The 19,153-nt window shown below is 52.4% G+C and carries 18 protein-coding genes and 1 riboswitch; all 18 genes read left to right on the top strand.

What is annotated here, in order from left to right:
• Positions 1-64: 64 nt before the first annotated feature.
• The 18 genes from pgsA to ftsY all read left to right on the top strand — a co-directional run bounded on the left by pgsA (position 65) and on the right by ftsY (position 19,118).
• Positions 65-658: a CDP-diacylglycerol--glycerol-3-phosphate 3-phosphatidyltransferase gene (pgsA, locus tag JRC49_07420; GenBank protein ID QTE72616.1), complete on the top strand. Its 594-nt coding sequence runs from the start codon at positions 65-67 to the stop codon at positions 656-658.
• Between the two features lie 3 nt (positions 659-661).
• Entirely contained in the window at positions 662-1,984 is a 1,323-nt protein-coding gene (gene rph, locus JRC49_07415; protein ID QTE72615.1) for a ribonuclease PH, read from the top strand.
• A gap of 1,785 nt (positions 1,985-3,769) precedes the next feature.
• Positions 3,770-4,951: a DUF4214 domain-containing protein gene (locus JRC49_07410; protein ID QTE72614.1), complete on the top strand. Its 1,182-nt coding sequence runs from the start codon at positions 3,770-3,772 to the stop codon at positions 4,949-4,951.
• Between the two features lie 1,323 nt (positions 4,952-6,274).
• Positions 6,275-7,609 (top strand): DUF4214 domain-containing protein, encoded by a 1,335-nt coding sequence (locus JRC49_07405; GenBank protein ID QTE72613.1) that lies wholly within the window; start codon positions 6,275-6,277, stop codon positions 7,607-7,609.
• 132 nt (positions 7,610-7,741) lie between these two features.
• Positions 7,742-8,524, top strand: coding sequence for a histidinol-phosphatase HisJ family protein (locus tag JRC49_07400; protein ID QTE72612.1), 783 nt, complete (start codon positions 7,742-7,744; stop codon positions 8,522-8,524).
• A gap of 137 nt (positions 8,525-8,661) precedes the next feature.
• Positions 8,662-10,047: a DUF853 family protein gene (locus JRC49_07395; GenBank protein QTE72611.1), complete on the top strand. Its 1,386-nt coding sequence runs from the start codon at positions 8,662-8,664 to the stop codon at positions 10,045-10,047.
• An 85-nt stretch (positions 10,048-10,132) separates the two neighbouring features.
• On the top strand, positions 10,133-10,894 hold the full coding sequence (locus JRC49_07390) for a hypothetical protein (GenBank protein QTE72610.1): 762 nt from the start codon (positions 10,133-10,135) through the stop codon (positions 10,892-10,894).
• Positions 10,895-10,952: 58 nt separating this feature from the next.
• A complete protein-coding gene (gene mscL, locus JRC49_07385) occupies positions 10,953-11,348 on the top strand; it encodes a large conductance mechanosensitive channel protein MscL (GenBank protein ID QTE72609.1) in 396 nt (131 codons plus the stop codon).
• 168 nt (positions 11,349-11,516) lie between these two features.
• Positions 11,517-12,089 carry a phosphate propanoyltransferase gene (locus JRC49_07380; GenBank protein ID QTE72608.1) on the top strand — a complete coding sequence of 191 codons (573 nt, stop codon included), beginning with the start codon at positions 11,517-11,519 and terminating at the stop codon, positions 12,087-12,089.
• 110 nt (positions 12,090-12,199) lie between these two features.
• A riboswitch (SAM riboswitch) is annotated at positions 12,200-12,313 on the top strand.
• 173 nt (positions 12,314-12,486) lie between these two features.
• Positions 12,487-13,659 carry a methionine adenosyltransferase gene (locus JRC49_07375; protein QTE72607.1) on the top strand — a complete coding sequence of 391 codons (1,173 nt, stop codon included), beginning with the start codon at positions 12,487-12,489 and terminating at the stop codon, positions 13,657-13,659.
• A gap of 64 nt (positions 13,660-13,723) precedes the next feature.
• On the top strand, positions 13,724-13,909 hold the full coding sequence (locus JRC49_07370) for a hypothetical protein (GenBank protein ID QTE72606.1): 186 nt from the start codon (positions 13,724-13,726) through the stop codon (positions 13,907-13,909).
• 128 nt (positions 13,910-14,037) lie between these two features.
• Positions 14,038-14,172 (top strand): 50S ribosomal protein L34, encoded by a 135-nt coding sequence (gene rpmH / locus JRC49_07365; protein ID QTE72605.1) that lies wholly within the window; start codon positions 14,038-14,040, stop codon positions 14,170-14,172.
• A 131-nt stretch (positions 14,173-14,303) separates the two neighbouring features.
• Positions 14,304-14,666, top strand: a complete 363-nt coding sequence (gene rnpA, locus JRC49_07360; GenBank protein QTE72604.1) for a ribonuclease P protein component — start codon at positions 14,304-14,306, stop codon at positions 14,664-14,666.
• Positions 14,663-14,905, top strand: a complete 243-nt coding sequence (gene yidD, locus JRC49_07355; GenBank protein QTE72603.1) for a membrane protein insertion efficiency factor YidD — start codon at positions 14,663-14,665, stop codon at positions 14,903-14,905. The genes rnpA and yidD overlap by 4 nt, the downstream gene beginning before the upstream one ends.
• A gap of 6 nt (positions 14,906-14,911) precedes the next feature.
• Entirely contained in the window at positions 14,912-15,916 is a 1,005-nt protein-coding gene (locus tag JRC49_07350; protein QTE72602.1) for a YidC/Oxa1 family membrane protein insertase, read from the top strand.
• Positions 15,913-16,821, top strand: a complete 909-nt coding sequence (locus JRC49_07345) for a protein jag (protein QTE72601.1) — start codon at positions 15,913-15,915, stop codon at positions 16,819-16,821. The genes JRC49_07350 and JRC49_07345 overlap by 4 nt, the downstream gene beginning before the upstream one ends.
• 21 nt (positions 16,822-16,842) lie before the next feature.
• On the top strand, positions 16,843-18,123 hold the full coding sequence (serS, locus tag JRC49_07340) for a serine--tRNA ligase (GenBank protein QTE72600.1): 1,281 nt from the start codon (positions 16,843-16,845) through the stop codon (positions 18,121-18,123).
• Positions 18,124-18,203: 80 nt separating this feature from the next.
• Positions 18,204-19,118: a signal recognition particle-docking protein FtsY gene (gene ftsY, locus JRC49_07335; GenBank protein QTE72599.1), complete on the top strand. Its 915-nt coding sequence runs from the start codon at positions 18,204-18,206 to the stop codon at positions 19,116-19,118.
• The last annotated feature ends 35 nt before the right edge of the window (positions 19,119-19,153 follow it).

Below are 19,153 nucleotides of genomic sequence, written 5' to 3'. Positions count from 1 at the left end.
ACCAAATAATGACAATGAAAAATGAATAATGAATCATAAAGTGATTTGAAGGAAGGTCCTCTTTTTGAAAGAGAAGATTCGTAAGCTGTTTTCCAACGTCTGGACGATTCCGAACGTCCTGACCATCATCCGGATGCTGCTGATTCCGGTATTTGTGGTGCTGTTTTTCCACGAGGAAGAGATTAAGGTCGCCTCACTGTGCGTGTTCTGCGCGGCAAGCCTGACGGATATGCTGGACGGATATCTGGCGCGGAAACTGAACCAGATTACCGACTTCGGCAAGCTGTTTGATCCGCTGGCTGATAAGCTGATGGTGCTGACGGCGATGGTATGCCAGACGTTCTGGGGCCCGCTGCCGCTGATCGCGGTGATCATTGTGGCGGCCAAGGAGCTGCTGATGGTCCTGGGCGGCGTGTTCATGCTGAGCAAGGACGTGGTGGTATACAGCAATTACTTCGGCAAGTCAGCGCAGGTGGGTTTTATCGCCTCCCTGGTGCTGTCGTTCTTCCATAAGGCGTTTGTGGAAGGAAATATCATGCTGTGGGGCATGACGCCGGACATCCTCCTGCTGTGGATTACGGTGGCGCTGGCGATTGTCGCCATGGTGGTTTACGCAGCAGAGGCAATGAAAACAATCAGGAATAACGGGAAGGAATAAACAATGAGAGCAGACGGAAGAAAACCGGACGAGAAGCGCCCGATCAGCATTGAAACAGACTTTGTACGCACGGCCTACGGCAGCTGCCTGATTGCCACGGGGAACACCCGGGTGATTTGTACTGCCAGCGTGGAAGAAGCGGTTCCGCCCTTCCTGAAGGGTAAGGGCCAGGGCTGGGTGACAGCGGAATACGCGATGCTGCCGGCATCCACCACTGAACGGAAAAAGCGGGATGGCATCAAAAAGGATGGCCGGAGCGTGGAAATCCAGCGGCTGATCGGCCGGGCACTGCGCCAGGCAGTGGACCTGAAGGCGCTGGGCGAGCGGACGATTACGCTGGACTGCGACGTGCTGGAAGCGGACGGCGGTACCCGTACAGCTTCCATTACCGGCGCTATGATGGCGCTGACCTGTGCGGCGGAGCGTCTGGTGCGGGAAAAGAAGCTGCCTATCAGCCCCATCATCCATCAGGTGGCCGCTATCAGCGCAGGTGTGATTGACGACGAACCGTGCCTGGATCTGTGCTATCAGGAAGACAGCCATGCCCAGGTGGATATGAACTTTGTCATGAACGAAAAGGGCGAGTTCATTGAACTGCAGGGAACCGGAGAAGGCCGCGCTTTCACCAAGAAAGAACTGGATACCATCATGGAATACGGCGAAAAGGGAATCCGTGAACTGATGGACGCCCAGCGGGAAGCGCTCGGAGACCGGGCCCGATACATTGCGCCTAAGCCGCTGCTGCTGGTGGCCACGGGCAACGAACATAAGCTGCGTGAACTGCAGGAGATGTTCAAGGATTTCTATACGCTGGCTCCGATGACATCTGTCGGGTTCTTCGGCCCGATCGATGAGAACGCCAATACCTTCGCCGGCAACGCCGCCATCAAAGCGGAAGCTGTGTGCGAGGCAACCGGCCTGCCCGCCATCGGTGATGACAGCGGCCTGGAAGTGGATGCGCTGGATGGCGAACCGGGTGTCTATTCGGCACGTTATGCCGGAGAACATGGAGACGATGAGGCGAACAACGACCTGCTCCTGAGCCGGATGGAAGGGAAAGAAGACCGTTCCGCAGCCTTCAAGTGCGCGCTGGCACTGAAGATTCCCGGCAAGGAAACCATCATTGCCGAGGGCAGCTGTCCCGGAACCATCCTGACAGAGCGCAGGGGCACCGGCGGCTTCGGTTATGATCCGCTGTTCCTCTACGAGCCCATGAACAAGACCTATGCGGAAATGAACGCGGAGGAAAAGAACCAGATCAGCCACCGCTCCCGTGCTGCAGAGATGATGCGCAGCATCATGTCCCAGCTGCTGACCAAAGAATAACAACAAATACAACCGATAAAGGGATGGCTTCCGGAAACGGAAAGTCATCCTTTTTTACTTTTTGGAAACAACTGGAAGAAAAATGAAAAAAGTGAGCAGAAAATGTGCAAAACGGATTGAAATGTACGATCAAAAATGAGATAATAAATCCACATTTGCAGCCATGGGTACAGAATAAGATATTATGCAATTGTGAATCCAGATCCATTCTGAGTCAAAATAATATCTTGCACATTTCTACGTTGGAGGAACAAGTTCATGAAAAAGTACTGTTTGTTTATCGCTGTGATTATTGCGACGCTATGCTTTGCATTTGCCACGCATGCGGAAAGTGAGGAACTGGATGTTACAACAGTATTTGACAAAGAAGGATATGATATAGGGACAGAAGTGACAGCGACCTATAAAATAAGTGGCGGTAGCGGGATATATACGAGAGGGGAATATATTTGCTATATCATAGATAATGCTAAACGTAAGAATGTGTTGGTTGGTGAACTTAATACTGAAACGAAAACCGGGACAATAAAATTTACACCTGAATCCGGAGATTACATATACATTCTTTATACAGTGTTTGACAGTAATGGTAGTTCTACAACAATTGGGAGCAAGTCAATCAAGCTGAATGGGACACCATCTTTTGATCCAATATGGGTAGATTCAGACTTCAGCAATAATCGATATCTGGACGATGAGTTGACTGTGACTTATCAGATCAAAGGAGGCAGTGGAACATATACAAAAGGAACATATATTTGTTACAGCCTGGATCGGAATGAGGTTCGTAAGAAAGTTGCATCCGGCAATCTGGATATAATCAATAAAAACGGCAAAATTTATTTTACAGTTCCTTCAGGGAATGATGTAAATGGAGCATATCTTGAGTTCTTTATTACAGATTCAGAAGGACGTTCTGAATCCATTGACAGCTATAGAGTTGCTCTGGAAAATGTACCTGTTATAATCCATACAACATTTGATAAATACACCTATGCTGTGGGTAATGAAATAACAGCGACTTGGAATATTACCAAAACAAGTGCAACATGCACAAGAATAGATTACATCTGTTATACAAACGATGATGAAACATATTCCAGTAATTTAGTACAGTGCGGGAAGCTGGATTTAACAAAGACAAAAGGAACTATCAAATTTACGCCTGAAACAGGAAGCCAGGCTTATGTTTTATATATGATTTATGATACAAGCCATACTACGGATTATCAAAACAGCGATATGGTAGAACTGACCGGGGGAATACAAGCAGGTGAGGGACCTTTTTCGGTCGGTATAACATTTAACTGTGATGAATACAATCTGGGTTCAGAAATGTCAATTTTTTATGAAATATACGGGACGGAAGGATTGTACACAAGTTGTGAATATGAATGGTATGTCATTGACCAGAATTATTCATATATAAAAGCATCTTCCGGCACTCTGGATTTTTCACAAAAGAAAGGGTATCTGAAGTTTACACCAAGGACAGGAATCAAAGCGTTTGTTCGATGCGTTTTGCATGGGCGTGATGGTCGAACGACGATAAAAGACAGTGCCGTAATCGATTTAATTGGAACTCCTGAACCGACTGAATCTGTCAATCCGACCAGTTCAGTTCATCCGACTATCTCGCCTACTCCTGCACCTATCAATGATCCTACCCCAACACCCAAACCCAATATCAAACCAACACCAGAACCTGAACCGGCAGACAAGGTTGAGGCTTTTGTGGCGCGCTGCTACAGCATTATCTTGGGCCGGCATCCTGACGCAGGCGGAATGAAAACCTGGTACAACGAACTGGTATCCGGCCGGAGGGCGGCATCTGAAATCATCGATTGTTTTGTCAGGAGCCAGGAATTCCTGGGCAAGAACTACAGTAATGCTGACGCGGTAGAGATCCTGTATAAGGCTATGCTGGGCCGTGGCTCTGATCCGGCAGGTAAGGCTGACTGGGTTGGTAAGCTGGAAGCAGGCCATCCTTTTGCGGTGGTTATCAATGGTTTCTGCGGGTCAAAGGAATTCAAGGAAATCTGTGATGCCTACGGGATTACGCCAGGCTCAGTGAGCACGGAGCAGGGCAGCGAATCAGATCAGCAGATCCGTGCATTTGTGACCCGGTGCTATAAGATCATCCTGGGTCGTGACGCGGACGAAGGTGGTATGAACACCTGGTTCAATGAACTGAAGTCCCACCGCAAGACGGCTGCGGAGATCATTGAGCAGTTTGTGTACAGTCAGGAGTTCCAGAACAAGAAATACAGCAATGCTGACGCGGTAGAGATTCTGTACAAGGCGATGCTGGGCCGCGGTTCTGATCCGGCAGGTAAGGCTGACTGGGTCGCCAAGCTGAATAACGGCCAGCCGCTGACAGCAATCATTAACGGCTTCTGCGGATCCATGGAATTTGGTGCGATTTGCGATGCTTATGGTATAACGCCCGGATCCGTACAGGTACAGCAGCTGAGCAGCCAGCCTGTCATTGAAGTAGAGCCGGTGGCAAAGCAGACTGTGACGAAGACGGAAAACAACGTCACCAAGGTGGAAATCGTCAATCCTTCCGATACGGAAAACGCACAGCTGGGAACGGCTGTACAGGCGATCTACATCAACGAAGAGAAAGCCAAGGAATTCATTGGCCGGTGCTACCGGTGCATCCTGGGCAGGGAAGCCAGCCAGTCCGAACTGGACAGTTGGATCGGCCAGATGCTGAACGGCACAAAGACGGCAGACCAGATTGCCCGCGGGTTCCTGTTCTCCGGTGAATTCAAGGGTAAGAATGTCAGCAATGATGAACTGGTGAAGATCCTGTACAGGGTATATATGAACCGGGAAGCTGACGTGGAAGGGCTTGCAACCTGGACGCAGAAGCTGGATGAGGGAACATCGCTGCAGGCAGTGTTGGATACATTCGCAAAGACGAATGAGTTCAGAAGCGTTGTGGCAGAGATGAGCAAGTAAGAGAATCAAAACCGGACAAAGTAAGAGATTATGCAATTGTGAATCAGATTTATTCTGAGTCAAAATATACCTTTCACATTTCTAAATGGGAGGAACAAGTTCATGAAAAAGTGCTGTTTGTTTATCGTTGTGGTTATTGCAATGCTATGCTTTGCTTTTTCCGCTTGCGCGAAGACTGAGATAGATATCAATGAAGAATTTCCGGATTCTGCTTTTCGAACATATGTCAAAAAATTCGATACGGATGGAAATGAAAAGTTTAGTGTAGATGAGCTTGCTGAAATTATAGAAATCTATGCAAGTAATCTTGGAATCAAAACGCTGAAAGGTGTTGAACATTTTTCTAAGCTGAAAAAGCTAGTTTGTGATTACAATGAGCTGACATCACTGGACGTAAGTCATAATACCGCTTTAGCAATACTTTGCTGTGACTGGAATAATATTGCCGAACTGAAAGTGAATGATAATCCTGAACTGGAAAGCATAAGCTGTGATAACAACCAGATAACATCATTGGATTTAAGGGAAAACGCAAAATTGGAATCCATAACTTGTAGAAATAACAAATTGAAAGCGCTTAATGTCGATAACAATAGCCTAATGCGTTGGATTGTGTGTAGTGGAAATGAAATCTCCTCACTGAATGTGAGCAATAATCCTGAATTATATGTGTTTTTGTGCAATGACAACCAGCTTACATCGTTGGATGTTAGCAACAATCCAAAGTTATATGAATTAACATGTTCAGGTAATAAATTGAACATTCTGAAACTATGCGATAATGGTGTGCTGGAGTCGCTTGTGTGCTCTTCGAATCAGTTGACAACACTAGATGTTAGTAGACAAGCATTATTGAGGCACTTTGAATGTAGTGATAACAAATTAACAAGGCTTGACGTAACCCAAATTACGAAATTAGAAAATTTTGATTGCACCCACAACAAAATCAAAACGATCAATCTCGGCAAAAATGGTAATTTATTTAGCCTGAAATGTTCCTTCAATGAAATAGCTACACTTGATGTAAGTTATACTCTCAAGTTGGGAGAACTTATGTGTACAAATAATCAGCTAAGTTCTCTTGATGTAAGTAATAATATTGAACTATTTGATCTCAGATGCGAAAAGAATCAACTTACTTCGCTGGATGTCAGTAAGAATACAGAACTAAAAATTTTATGTTGCGAAGATAATAAGCTGAAGACTTTGGATATTTCAAAATGCCCATATTTGGTAAAGCTTGTCACAGAAAACAAAACGACTGGTAGTTCGCCATCCTGGGTTCTAATGAATGAGAATGGTCTCCAGACATTGATGGCAGATATGTCTGTAAGAATTGTTCCGGGATGGGAGCCGGTTCTGGAACCCGGATCTGACCCCGAACCAGAACCCAAGCCTGAACCGGCAGACAAGGTAGAGGCCTATGTTTCCAGATGCTACCAGATCATCCTGGGCCGTGAGCCTGACGCAGGCGGAATGAAGACCTGGTATAATGAAATGGTTTCCGGCAGGAAGGCGGCTTCAGAAATCATCGATAATTTTGTCAGGAGCCAGGAATTCATAGGTAAGAACTACAGCAATGCAGATGCGGTTGAGATCCTGTACAAGGCAATGCTTGGCCGCGGATCTGATCCGGCAGGCAAGGCTGACTGGGTCGGAAAACTGGATGCAGGCCATCCTTTTGCGGTGGTGATCAATGGTTTCTGCGGATCAAAGGAATTCAAGGAAATCTGCGACAGCTACGGGATTACACCGGGATCTGTGAGTATGGAGCAGGGCAGTGCGTCAGATCAGCAAATTCGTGCGTTTGTAACCCGGTGCTACAATATCATCCTGGGCCGTGGCGCGGACGAAGTCGGTATGAACACCTGGTTCAATGAATTGAAGTCCCGCCGGAGGACAGCTGCGGAAATCATTGAGCAGTTTGTGTACAGCCAGGAGTTCCAGAACAAGAAATACAGCAATCCGGATGCAGTCGAGATCCTGTATAAGGCAATGCTTGGCCGCGGATCTGATCCGGCAGGCAAGGCTGACTGGGTCGGAAGGCTGGCGGGCGGCCAGCCGCTGACAGCGATCATCAACGGCTTCTGCGGATCCAAGGAGTTTACCGCGATTTGTGATGCCTACGGTATAACGCCTGGTTCTGTACAGGTGCAAAGCCTGAGCCACCAGACGGAAATCCAGGAAGAGCCTGTTGTGAAACAGACTGTGACAAAGACTGAAAACAACGTTACCAAGGTGGAAATCGTCAATCCCTCCGATACAGTGAATGAGCAGCTGGGTACCGCTGTGCAGGCCATTTATGTAAACGAGGAGAAAGCGAAAGAGTTCATCGGCCGGTGCTATCGGTGCATCCTGGGCAGGGAAGCAAGCCAGACAGAACTGGACGGCTGGATCGGCCAGATGCTGAACGGGACGAAGACGGCAGACCAGATTGCCAGAGGTTTCCTGTTCTCCGGTGAGTTTAAGGACAAGAACGTCAGCAATGAGGAACTGGTGAAGATCCTGTACAGGGTGTATCTGAACCGGGAAGCTGATGCGGAAGGGCTGACGACCTGGACGGAGAAGCTGGATGAAGGGACATCGCTGCAGGCACTACTGGACGCGTTTGCAAAGACGAATGAGTTCAGAAGTGTTGTGGCGGAAATGAGCAAATAAAAGAATCAAACTGAACATAGACAAAGCAAAAGATCCGGCAGGCAGACCTGATAGGCTGCCTGCCGGATTTATGTTATTATGTGACAGTAATTCAAAAAAGGAGTATTAGCCAACTTGGCTTGAACAGAACATATGATTGACGGTCATATTCATATTGAACGGGGACCCTATACGCTGGAATGGATCAGGAAGTTTGTGGACCGGGCGGTGGAAACGGGGCTGGATGAGATCCGGCTGCTGGAACACAATTTCCGGTTTGAAGAGTATGTACCCATGTATGATTCCGTATGCGCGCACAGCGATTTTGTGAATGAGTGGTTTCACCGGGTTGGCGGTGTGAAGAAGCTGGATGAATACCTGGAATTAATTGAGAAAGTCAGGAAGGAGCAGTTCCCGGTAAAGATCAAGTTCGGACTGGAAGTATGCTACTTCCCGGAATTTGAAGAACTGACCGCGAAACTGACAAAGGATAAGGGCTTTGATTTCCTGCTGGGCAGCATGCACTTTGTGGACGATTTTGCTTTTGACCACAAGCCGGAACACTGGGCGGGCGTGGATGTAGACAGGGTCTACAAGAGATACTTTGAAGATTCCATCCGCCTGGCAAAGAGCAGGATCTTTGACGGAATAGGGCATCCGGACACCATTAAGCTGTTTGGTTATAAGCCGTCCTATTCACTGACAGAATACTATGAAAACCTGGCATCGGCGCTGGCGGAAAGCGGAATGTACGCGGACCAGAACAGCGGCGCGGCCAGAAGATGCCCGGATACGGCGCCCCTGGGAATGGACGGGGAGCTGATCAGGATCCTGAAGAAGCATCACGTGGAGATTATCACTTCCTCGGACGCACATTGTCCGGAAGATGTGGGGGATAAAATCCGGGAATTGAACGATTGTATACAGAACTGCTGAAGGCCTTGAGAGAAAGGGGAAAAAAGGACTGAAGAACCGCGTAAAACCATGCATGAAATACAATCGAAAACCCTTGAAAACCTTGACGGTACAAGGGAAACTGTGTAAAATATAGCAAAAGAAATCAATAACAGGATATGGGAGGGATACAGGTGCTTTACGATGGCAAGATCTGGATCGGGTCCTGTGATAAAGGCCCTGTGTTTCTGTTGCCTTCCATGGCCAACCGCCACGGCCTGATCGCCGGCGCAACCGGTACCGGTAAAACCGTATCCCTGAAGGTGCTGGCAGAAGGCTTTTCCGACATGGGTGTTCCGGTGTTCCTGAGTGATATCAAGAGCGACCTGAGCGGCATGGTGATGGACGGCGCTGAGTCAGAAGCGATTGATAAGCGGCTGGCAAAATGCGGCGTACCGAGGGAAGTGTTCAAATATACCTCCTATCCGACAGAATACTGGGACGTATACGGGGAACAGGGCATTCCGATCCGGGCAACAGTGCAGGACATGGGTCCGCTGCTGATGAGCCGGATGCTGAACCTGAATGAGACCCAGAGCGGCGTAATGAATATCGCCTTCCGGGTGGCCGGGCGGGAAAACATCCCGCTGGAGCACCTGCAGGATCTGAAAAACCTGCTGATCCATGTGGGCGAGAACGCGAAGGAATATACCCTGGAGTACGGCAATGTTTCCGCGGCCAGTGTGGGTGCCATCCAGCGGGCCGTGGGTGTGCTGGAAGACCAGGGCGGCAACGTATTCTTCCGGGAGCCGGCCATTGACATCAACGACTGGATCCAGGTTGATCCGGCCAGCGGCAGGGGTAAGATCAACATCCTGTGTGCGGACCGGCTGTTTAATAATCCCACGATGTATTCCACCTTCCTGCTGTGGATGCTGACGAAGCTGTATGATTTGCTTCCGGAGCGGGGAGACGCCGATAAGCCGATTGTGGTGTTCTTCTTTGATGAAGCACACCTGCTGTTCAACAACTGCAGCCGGTCCCTGATGGAAAAGATTGAACAGGTGGTCCGGCTGGTCCGCTCCAAGGGCGTGGGCGTGTACTTTATCACCCAGAGCCCGGCGGACATTCCCATGACGATCCTCGGCCAGCTGGGCAACCGGATCCAGCACGCGCTGAGGGCTTACACACCGCTTGACCAGAAGGCGGTCAAGGTGGCTGCACAGACGTTCCGGACGAATCCGTCCTTTGATACAGAAGAAGCCATTACCACCCTGAAGACAGGCGAGGCACTGGTTTCCTTCCTGGATGAGCACGGAGCTCCGAGCGTGGTGGAGCGGGCCACCATACTTCCCCCGCAAAGCTATATGGGTGCGATCAGCCAGGAAATCCGCAGGATGGTCATCGACGCCAGCCCCATGAAGGGCAAATATGCCGATGAAACGCCTGCTGATGATCCCGGAACTCAGGAACAGCCGACACCGCCTGCACCGCCGGTACCACAGGTACAGGAAATGGATCCACAGCGGTTTAAGCTGATAAACGGCCAGTGGTACTATTTCTGAGGTGCGGCAGGAAGCTGATCTACAATGTCACTGTTTACTCAACGACCCCGGAACGGCGCAGGGAGGAGAGCGCCGCAGAGAGAAGATGGCAACATTCAAAGTATTCGATCCTACCACCGGTCAGTATGTTGAAAAAGAAGTCGAAGGCATGGCTCCTGTGGCTGAAGCTGTGAAGGAAGCTGCCGCTCCCGTAGTGGAAGCTGTTCAGGAAGCAGCTGCTCCCGTGGTTGAGGCGGTTCAGCAGGCTGCGGCTCCCGTTGTGGAAGCCGTGCAGCAGGCCGCTGCCCCTGTGGTTGAAGCTGTTCAGCAGGGCAATGTGGCTGAAGCAGTCCAGCAGGCTGCCGCTCCCGTTGTGAACGCCGTTCAGCAGGCCGCGGCTCCCGTGGTTCAGGCTGTCCAGCAGGCGGCCCAGCCCGTGGTGCAGGCCGTGCAGCAGGCTGTTCCCACCATCCAGGTGCAGCCCCAGGCCCAGAAGATGCCCGTGATGGTGCTCGACCAGACGACCGGTCAGTATGTGCAGCAGATGGTGGACATGGTGCTGGATCCCGCGACTGGGAACTATGTGCCCGCTCCCGTTGCTGTGGACCCCAAAGCTCTGGAAGCCCAGCAGAAGGCTGCCGCCGCTGCCGCGAAGGAAGCGGAGCGCAAGGCCCGTGAGCAGGAAGCGGCCGAACGCCGTGCCCGCAACGACCAGCTGCGTGAAGAAGCGGCCGAGCGTGCCCGCCGGAATGACTCTGTTGCCGGCCGTGTGAAGAACACCGCGATCAGCTCCGCGACCCGTACGATCGTGAACGGCCTGATCAAGAACCTGGGCAAGGCCATCGGCGGCATTTTCGGCAAGAAATAATGCCGGCGTGTCCAAGCCAACAAATAACGGAATAAAATAATTTGGGAGGTTTGTATATATGAAAAAGCTTCTGAAAGAGTTCAAAGACTTCGCAATGAAGGGTAATGTCCTGGATCTGGCGGTTGCCGTCGTTCTGGGCGCTGCATTCAACAAGGTTGTTACCGCTGTTGTTGAAATTTTCCTGAACCCCATTATCGAGAGCCTGCCCAAGATTGAAGACGGCGGATCTGCCTGGACAGCTCCCCTGATTTCCTTTGCGGCCGTGGTTGTTGAATTCCTTCTGACCGCGCTGGTGCTCTTCATCATCGTGAAGGCTGCCAACAAGGCCAAGAACCTGAAGAAGAAGGAAGAAGCTCCCGCCGAGCCCACCACCAAGGTTTGCCCCTTCTGCCAGAGCGAGATCAGCATCAAGGCTACCCGCTGCCCGCACTGCACCAGCGAACTGAAAGACTAATCAAACACTTTATAATTCATAATGCATGATGCATAATGAATGAATACGGAGGCACATATGCACTGGCGCATATCGTGCCTCCGTGCTATACTTTGTGTTCGGATGATCTGCCTGAAGCAGAAGCAAAGGCCGGTATCCATGACAACTACAGAAAGAGGGACATATTCCATGAAACAGATTCTGGTTGAAACTTCTGCCCGTCACGTGCATGTTACCAAGGAAGATCTCGAGACCCTGTTCGGTGCAGGCCATGAGCTGACCGTCAAGAGCTGGCTGAGCCAGCCCGGACAGTTCGCCAGCGAAGAGCAGGTGGATATTGTCGGACCCAAGAACACCCTGAAGCGCGTTCGTATCCTTGGGCCCGTCCGCCCCGCCACCCAGGTGGAGCTTTCCCTGACCGACGCCCGTTCCATCGGCGTGACCGCTCCCGTGCGTGAGTCCGGTGACATTGCCGGTTCCGGCGCCTGCAAGCTGGTTGGCCCCGCGGGTGAAGTGGAAGTGACCGAAGGCGTTATCGCCGCCAAGCGTCATATCCATATGACTCCTGCCGACGCTGAAGAGTTCGGCGTGAAGGACAAGGACGTTGTTTCCGTGAAGGTTGACACCAACGGCCGCGCCCTGGTCTTCGGTGACGTTGTGGTCCGCGTGAGCGAGAAGTTCTCCCTGGCGATGCATATCGACACGGACGAGAGCAACGCTGCCTGCGCTGTGAACGGCACCATGGGAGACATGATCAAATAATTAACAATTAACAATTAATAATTCACAATTAATTGGTTGTTATTCATCAATATACGATAAGCTGTTGACAGGAGACGCTAAATCGTATATGATACGTTCCGCAACTGAATACCTTATCACGAGTGACTGAAGGACGGGCCTGATGATGTCACGGCAACCGGCGAAAGCAAGGTGCCAAATCCCGCAGCGTGCACACCCCACAGGGAGGCGCTGACAGATAAGGACGGTCAACAAGATCGAATCCCGCCTGGTTTGTGTGCAAGCCAGGCGGTTTTTTTCCGGCTGGACCGTCGCAAGAACAGAAGAAGCTCTGATGACTGCTGTCAGGGCAAGGTTGCGGAATACGGCCATAATGAAAGCCCCCGCACCGGACGACAAAAAGAAAAGGAGAAGAAAGATGCGCAGACTGTTTACTTCTGAATCTGTTACTGAGGGACATCCCGACAAACTGTGCGACCAGGTTTCCGACGCGGTGCTGGACGCCATCCTGGAAAACGACCCCAAAGCCCGCGTGGCCTGCGAAACCTTCGCGACTACGGGCATCATCACCGTGATGGGTGAGATAACCACCACTTCCTATGTGGATATCAACGCCATTGTCCGGAAGGTTGTGACCGAGATCGGTTATGATTCTCCCGAAAAATCCTTTAACGGCAATACTTGCGCCGTGATGACCGCCATTCATGAGCAGAGCCCGGATATCGCCATGGGCGTGAACGACGCCCTGGAAACCCGGGACAGCAGCAAGGAAGCGGATATCGGCGCCGGCGACCAGGGTATGATGTTCGGTTATGCCTGCACCGAGACACCCGAAAGGATGCCCCTGGCTATTGCCCTGAGCCACCGGATGGCGCTCCGCCTGACGCAGGTGCGTAAGGACGGCACGCTGCCTTTCCTCTATCCGGACGGAAAGACCCAGGTGACTGTGGAATACGAAAACGACAAGCCCGTCGCGGTGGACACCGTGGTGGTTTCCGCCCAGCATTCCGCTGACGTGGATATGGATGAGCTGAGAAAGGGTATCAAGGAGCAGGTGATTCTGCCCATTATTCCCAAGGAGCTGCTGACGGACAAGACCCGGATCCTGATCAATCCCACCGGCCGTTTCGTGATCGGCGGACCGACCGGAGATACCGGCCTGACCGGACGGAAAATCATCGTGGATACCTACGGCGGATCCGCACCCCACGGCGGCGGATGCTTCTCCGGTAAGGACCCGACCAAGGTGGACCGGAGCGCTGCCTATGCTGCCCGTCATGCCGCGAAGAACGTGGTGGCTGCCGGCTTGGCTGAGCGCTGCCAGATCCAGCTGGCCTATGCTATCGGCGTGGCGGAACCCGTCAGCGTGCTGGTGGATACTTTCGGCACCGGTGTGCTGCCGGATGACAAGCTGGCGGAGATCGTGACCAAGGTGTTCGACTTCCGGCCTTCCGCCATCATTGAGCGACTGAACCTGCGCCGGCCCATCTATCGTCAGACCGCGGCCTACGGCCACTTCGGACGGACAGACGTGGACCTGCCCTGGGAGAAGGAAGACTATGTCGAAAAGCTGAAGGCTTTTCTGAAATGAAGAATGAAGAATTGTTGTGTCTGCAAGCAGACACTAATGAAAACTGAAAACTTAAGACTTAAAAATGAATAATGGTGGAGAAGAAAGCTTCCGGAAGGAAGCTTTCTTTTTGATTAAAAAGAGGGACAGGAGACTGGTTGAATTTATCCGTAGTATGCAGGTTTTTGCTGAGCTACAGGATATTGTGTGCGGGGTGCAGACGGTGAAAAATAAAGGCTGGATGCCTGTCGGTATTCCAAAAAAGTCTTGACAAGCCTTTGCACATTCTGATATATTTATTAGGCTGTCCGCACTGTGGACATGCATTGTAAGATGTTCTCGGACCGGGTCATCTCCCGGGATCCGCAAACGAGTTTGAATCTGTGAGGAGTGTTGACCATGTTCCGTACTTATCAGCCCAAGAAGCGCCAGCGCAGCAAGGTGCATGGCTTCCGTGCCCGGATGGCGACCAAGAACGGCCGTCGTGTTCTGGCTGCCCGCCGTCGCCGCGGCCGCAAGGAGCTGACGGTGTAATTACCGTCGTAAAGCCTGCTTCAGTATGACTGTGGATGAGGCCCGCCCGTTAAAGATGGGCGGGCTTTTCCTCATAAAAGACGCTGTTTAACAGCGCAATGGGATTTTCCGCGCAGAGCGGAAGGAAGAGAATGGAAAGACGTTATCGGCTGAAGAAAAATAAGGCGTTCCAGTATGTCTATCACAGGGGACATTCTGTAGGATGCCGCAATCTGGTCATGCTTCTTGCCCCGGGCAGGGAGCTGAAGATCGGTTTTTCCGTCAGCAAGAAAACAGGCAATGCCGTGACCCGTAACAAGATCAAACGGCGCCTGCGGGAATGCTTCCGGCCCTATTTGGGGGACGTAAAAACCGGTCTGTACGTTGTTGTCGCCAGACCTTCAGCTGCAGAGGCCGCCTTCGGGGATCTGAAGAAGGATGTACACTATCTGCTGAAAAAGCAGAATGCGCTGATCAAGCGCTCTTCAGAAGATGAAGGGAACCGCGCCGAATGAAACGCTTTCTACTGTTCCTGATTCGTTTCTATAGACGGGAACTGAGCCATCGCAAGCGGAAACCAAGCTGCCGCTATATTCCCACCTGCTCCGAATATGCCGTGACAGCCATTGAACGTTACGGCGCCTGGAAGGGCGGACGAATGGCGGTGTGGCGTTTGCTGCGATGCAACCCCTTCAGCAAGGGTGGTTATGATCCCGTACCGGAGGATCCCTGCATAACATTAAGGAGGGAATAACCCGGAATGAATGATTTTGTTTACAGTATTCTGGCCTGGATCCAAAGCTGGGTCGGAAGCTGGGGTTGGTCGATCGTGGTATTCGCGGTCCTGATCCGGCTGGTTCTGACCCCACTTGATTTCAAGAGCCGCGTCAGCATGCGCAAGACCCAGAAGCTGCAGCCCCAGCTGCAGGCGCTGCAGAAAAAGTACGCCAATGACAAGGAAAAGCTGAACGCCAAGACGGCTGAACTCTACAAAAAAGAGCATATCAATCCCCTGTCCAGCTGCCTGCCGCTGCTGCTGTCCTGGCCTGTCCTCATTGCTGTGTGGGGCGCCATGCGTATGGTGGCCAACAAGGAGCTGCTGATTCAGCTGACCCAGATTCTGAACAACGAAATGCCCGCGCTGGAACCCTGGCTGTGGGTTAAGAACCTGTGGATGCCCGATAACCTGTTTTCCGCCTGCCTGCCGGACCTGAACACACTGCGCGTGATTCCTGCCGACCAGTGGCAGGCCTGGTTCAGCAGCCTGGACCAGAGCAACCTGCCTATCCTGATCAAAGACCTGGGCCTGACTGCCGCAAGCTTTGACGGGAACGCCCTGCAGGGAACCCTGCAGCAGATCCTGGAAGCTGTGCAGCAGAATGCGGCTTATGTGGAAGCGGTTGCGGTCAGACCCGGCTGGACCTTTAACCTGCTGATTACCCAGGTTTCACTGATTAACCAGTACAACGGCTGGCTGCTTCTGCCGATCCTGTCTGCAGTGAGCCAGTTTGCAATGTCCAAGGCGATGGGCACTGCCCAGCAGCAGCCTGCAGCCCAGGGATCCGCTGCGGGAAGCGGAAAGTTTATGCAGTATTTCTTCCCGCTTTTCTCCCTGGTGATCTGTCTTGGTTATTCCGCCGCATTCTCCCTGTACTGGGTGTTCAGCGGTGTGGCCAGCATGGCGCAGACCATTATCATCAACAAGTGGCTTGACAATAAGGAACAAGCGGCCAAAGCAGTGGCCGGGGAAGGATCTGTGAAATGAAGCAGTATGAATTTTCCGCCAGAACCCAGGATGAAGCCGTAGAAATGGGCCTTCAGGAACTGGGTGTTTCCATTGCAGACGTAGATATCCAGGTTGTTGAAGAAGGCAGCAAGGGCCTGTTCGGCCTGTTCGGTTCCCGTCCGGTGAAGGTTCGCCTGACGCTGAAGGACGCTGAAGAAGATCCGCTGGCTGACCTGCTGGAAGACAAGAAGCCGGCCAAGCCGCAGATCGAGCCCGAAAAGAAACAGGAAAAGAAGCCTGAGAAGAAAGCCGAAAAGAAGCCTGTTGAGAAGAAGGCTGAAGAGAAGAAGCTCGCTCCCGAAAAGAAGAAGGCTGAGAAAAAGGCTGAACCCGCTGAGAAGAAGGAACAGGAAAAGCCTGCTGTGAAGGCTGAAATCCGTCCGATGGAAAAGCCCGAAGTGACGATGATCGCCGCTGAAGAGCTGACTGATGATTCTCCTGCCGGTACCGCCCATGCTTTCCTGGCTGAGCTGACCAAGCTGATGGGCGTGGACGTGACCATCGATATGGGCACGGACGCCGAGGGCAATGTTTACGGCTATATCAACGGTGATACGCTGGGCATCCTGATCGGCCGCCGGGGCGAAACCCTGGATGCCGTGCAGTACCTGACCAGCCTGAAGGTGAACCGGGGCCGTGAAGGCTATACCCGTGTGACCCTGGACACCGAAAACTACCGCGCGAAGCGGGAAGATACCCTGATCCGCCTGGCCAACCGGATGGCGAACCGTGCGCTGCGCACGGGCCGGAAGGTGAGCCTGGAGCCCATGAATCCCTATGAGCGCCGGATCATCCACTATGCGCTGCAGCAGACTGAAGGCGTTACCACCCACTCAGAGGGTGAAGAACCGAATCGTCACGTGGTCATTACCAACAAGAAGTAATAAGCTGCGGAGGAGACAGATATGTTAGACATTAATCTGCTCAGAAATGATCCCGAGAAGGTACGGGAGAACATCCGGAAAAAGTTCCAGGATGAAAAGCTGCCCATGGTGGACGAAGTGATCAGCATGGACAAGGAATACCGCGAAGCGATCCAGCAGGGCGACAACCTGCGCAACAAGCGCAAGGTGCTGTCCAAGGAGATCGGCGGACTGCTGGGCAAAGGCCAGAAGGAAGAAGCCGAGAAGGTCAAGGCCCAGGTGGCCGAGATGGCCGAAGAGCTGGCTGCGCTGGAAGTGAAGGAAGAAGAGCTGAAGGCGGAGATCCGCAAGCGCATGCTGGTGATCCCCAACATCATCGATGACAGCGTGCCGATCGGCAAGGACGACAGTGAAAACGTGGAAATCCAGCGCTACGGCGAGCCCGTTGTGCCGGAATGGGAGGTTCCTTACCACGTGGATATCATGGAACGGCTGTCCGGTATCGATCTGGATGCCGCACGCAAGACCAGCGGCAACGGATTCTATTACCTGATGGGCGACATCGCCCGCCTGCACAGCGCGATCCTGAGCTACGCCCGTGACTTCATGATTGACCGGGGCTTCACCTATGTTGTGCCGCCCTTCATGATCCATGGCAACGTGGTGACCGGCGTGATGAGCTTCGCCGAAATGGAAAACATGATGTACAAGATCGAAGGCGAGGACCTGTACCTGATCGGTACTTCCGAGCATTCGATGATCGGTAAGTTCATTGATACCATCCTGGATGAAAGCCAGCTGCCCCAGACCCTGACCAGCTACAGCCCCTGCTTCCGTAAGGAAGTGGGTGCCCACGGCATCGAGGAGCGGGGGGTGTACCGCATTCACCAGTTCGAGAAGCAGGAAATGATCGTTATCTGCAAGCCCGAAGAAAGCCCTATGTGGTTTGACCGGCTGTGGCAGAACACGGTGGACTTCTTCCGCACGCTGGATATTCCGGTGCGTACACTGGAATGCTGCAGCGGCGACCTGGCTGACCTGAAGGTGAAGAGCCTCGACGTGGAAGCCTGGTCTCCCCGCCAGAAGAAGTACTTTGAAGTGGGTTCCTGCTCCAACCTGGGCGACGCCCAGGCCCGCCGCCTGCAGATCCGCGTGAAGGGCGCTGACGGCAGCAAGTACCTGGCCCATACCCTGAACAACACCTGCGTGGCTCCGCCCCGTATGCTGATTGCCTTCCTGGAAAACAACCTGCGGGCAGACGGCACCGTAGCGATTCCGGAAGCCCTGCGGATGTACATGGGCGGTAAAGATCATATCGGATAAAAAGGTAGGAAGTAGGAGGTAGGAAGTAGGAGGTTTATATTCTCCACTTCCTGCTCTCCGTTCCTCTGAGGAGATAAAAAATGTCCGAAGAGAAGAAAAAGGGCCTTTTCGCGAGACTGCGGGAAGGACTGAGCAAAACCCGGGGAAACATGACCGAAAAAGTCGACGACATGGTCAGGGAGAACCGGAAGATCGACGATGACTTCTATGAAGAGCTGGAAGATATCCTGCTCATGGCCGACTGCGGCCTGAAAGCCACCGAGACGATCGTGGATGAGCTGAAGGACCGGGTGAAGGCAGGCAAGGTCAAGGACGCCGCTGAAGCCCGTGAGATGCTCAAGCAGATCATGGTGGAGCAGATGGATATCCCGCGGCCTCCGCTGAAGTGGCCCATGGTGATGCTGCTGGTGGGTGTGAACGGCGTGGGTAAGACCACGACGATCGGCAAGCTGGCACTGCGTTTCCAGGCCATCGGCCGGAAGGTCATGCTGTGCGCCGGAGATACTTTCCGCGCCGCGGCAGCGGAGCAGCTGAGCGTATGGGCGGAACGGGCAAGAGTTCCGATCGTCAAGCATGCGGAAGGCGCGGATCCGGCTGCTGTGGTGTTTGACGCCATCCAGTCGGCCAAGGCCCAGGGTGTGGATTTGCTGATTGTGGATACCGCCGGACGGCTGCATAACAAGAAGAACCTGATGGATGAGCTGAACAAGATGCGCCGGGTTATTGACCGGGAGTATCCGGAAGCGGATACCCGCTGCATCCTGGTTCTGGACGCCACCACGGGTCAGAACGGCCTGATGCAGGCACGTGCCTTCAAGGAAGTCGCTGAGATCGGCGGCATTATCCTGTCGAAGCTGGACGGTACCGCCAAGGGCGGCATCGCGCTGGCGATCCGGCAGGAACTGGAAGTGCCGGTATGGTACATTGGCGTGGGCGAGGGGATTGACGACCTGCAGCCCTTCAACGCCAAGGAATTTGTGGAAGCTTTATTCTAAGGTATGAAGTAGGAGGTAGGAGGTAGGAGGTAAAT

Source organism: Clostridiales bacterium FE2011 (assembly GCA_017569305.1).
Classification (GTDB): Bacteria; Bacillota; Clostridia; order Christensenellales; family Aristaeellaceae; genus Aristaeella.
The sequence above is the reverse complement of the archived record's forward strand: the minus strand, read 5'-3'. Positions and strand labels throughout refer to the sequence as shown.

What these genes read in the sequence shown, in the direction of transcription:
- rph (QTE72615.1), top strand. Translation starts at nt 662, where the DNA reads ATGAGAGCAGACGGAAGAAAACCGGACGAGAAGCGCCCGATCAGCATT.
- JRC49_07410 (QTE72614.1), top strand. Translation starts at nt 3,770, where the DNA reads ATGAAAACCTGGTACAACGAACTGGTATCCGGCCGGAGGGCGGCATCT.
- JRC49_07405 (QTE72613.1), top strand. Translation starts at nt 6,275, where the DNA reads ATGTCTGTAAGAATTGTTCCGGGATGGGAGCCGGTTCTGGAACCCGGA.
- JRC49_07400 (QTE72612.1), top strand. Translation starts at nt 7,742, where the DNA reads ATGATTGACGGTCATATTCATATTGAACGGGGACCCTATACGCTGGAA.
- JRC49_07395 (QTE72611.1), top strand. Translation starts at nt 8,662, where the DNA reads ATGGGAGGGATACAGGTGCTTTACGATGGCAAGATCTGGATCGGGTCC.
- JRC49_07390 (QTE72610.1), top strand. Translation starts at nt 10,133, where the DNA reads ATGGCAACATTCAAAGTATTCGATCCTACCACCGGTCAGTATGTTGAA.
- mscL (QTE72609.1), top strand. Translation starts at nt 10,953, where the DNA reads ATGAAAAAGCTTCTGAAAGAGTTCAAAGACTTCGCAATGAAGGGTAAT.
- JRC49_07380 (QTE72608.1), top strand. Translation starts at nt 11,517, where the DNA reads ATGAAACAGATTCTGGTTGAAACTTCTGCCCGTCACGTGCATGTTACC.
- JRC49_07375 (QTE72607.1), top strand. Translation starts at nt 12,487, where the DNA reads ATGCGCAGACTGTTTACTTCTGAATCTGTTACTGAGGGACATCCCGAC.
- JRC49_07370 (QTE72606.1), top strand. Translation starts at nt 13,724, where the DNA reads ATGAATAATGGTGGAGAAGAAAGCTTCCGGAAGGAAGCTTTCTTTTTG.
- rpmH (QTE72605.1), top strand. Translation starts at nt 14,038, where the DNA reads ATGTTCCGTACTTATCAGCCCAAGAAGCGCCAGCGCAGCAAGGTGCAT.
- rnpA (QTE72604.1), top strand. Translation starts at nt 14,304, where the DNA reads ATGGAAAGACGTTATCGGCTGAAGAAAAATAAGGCGTTCCAGTATGTC.
- yidD (QTE72603.1), top strand. Translation starts at nt 14,663, where the DNA reads ATGAAACGCTTTCTACTGTTCCTGATTCGTTTCTATAGACGGGAACTG.
- JRC49_07350 (QTE72602.1), top strand. Translation starts at nt 14,912, where the DNA reads ATGAATGATTTTGTTTACAGTATTCTGGCCTGGATCCAAAGCTGGGTC.
- JRC49_07345 (QTE72601.1), top strand. Translation starts at nt 15,913, where the DNA reads ATGAAGCAGTATGAATTTTCCGCCAGAACCCAGGATGAAGCCGTAGAA.
- serS (QTE72600.1), top strand. Translation starts at nt 16,843, where the DNA reads ATGTTAGACATTAATCTGCTCAGAAATGATCCCGAGAAGGTACGGGAG.
- ftsY (QTE72599.1), top strand. Translation starts at nt 18,204, where the DNA reads ATGTCCGAAGAGAAGAAAAAGGGCCTTTTCGCGAGACTGCGGGAAGGA.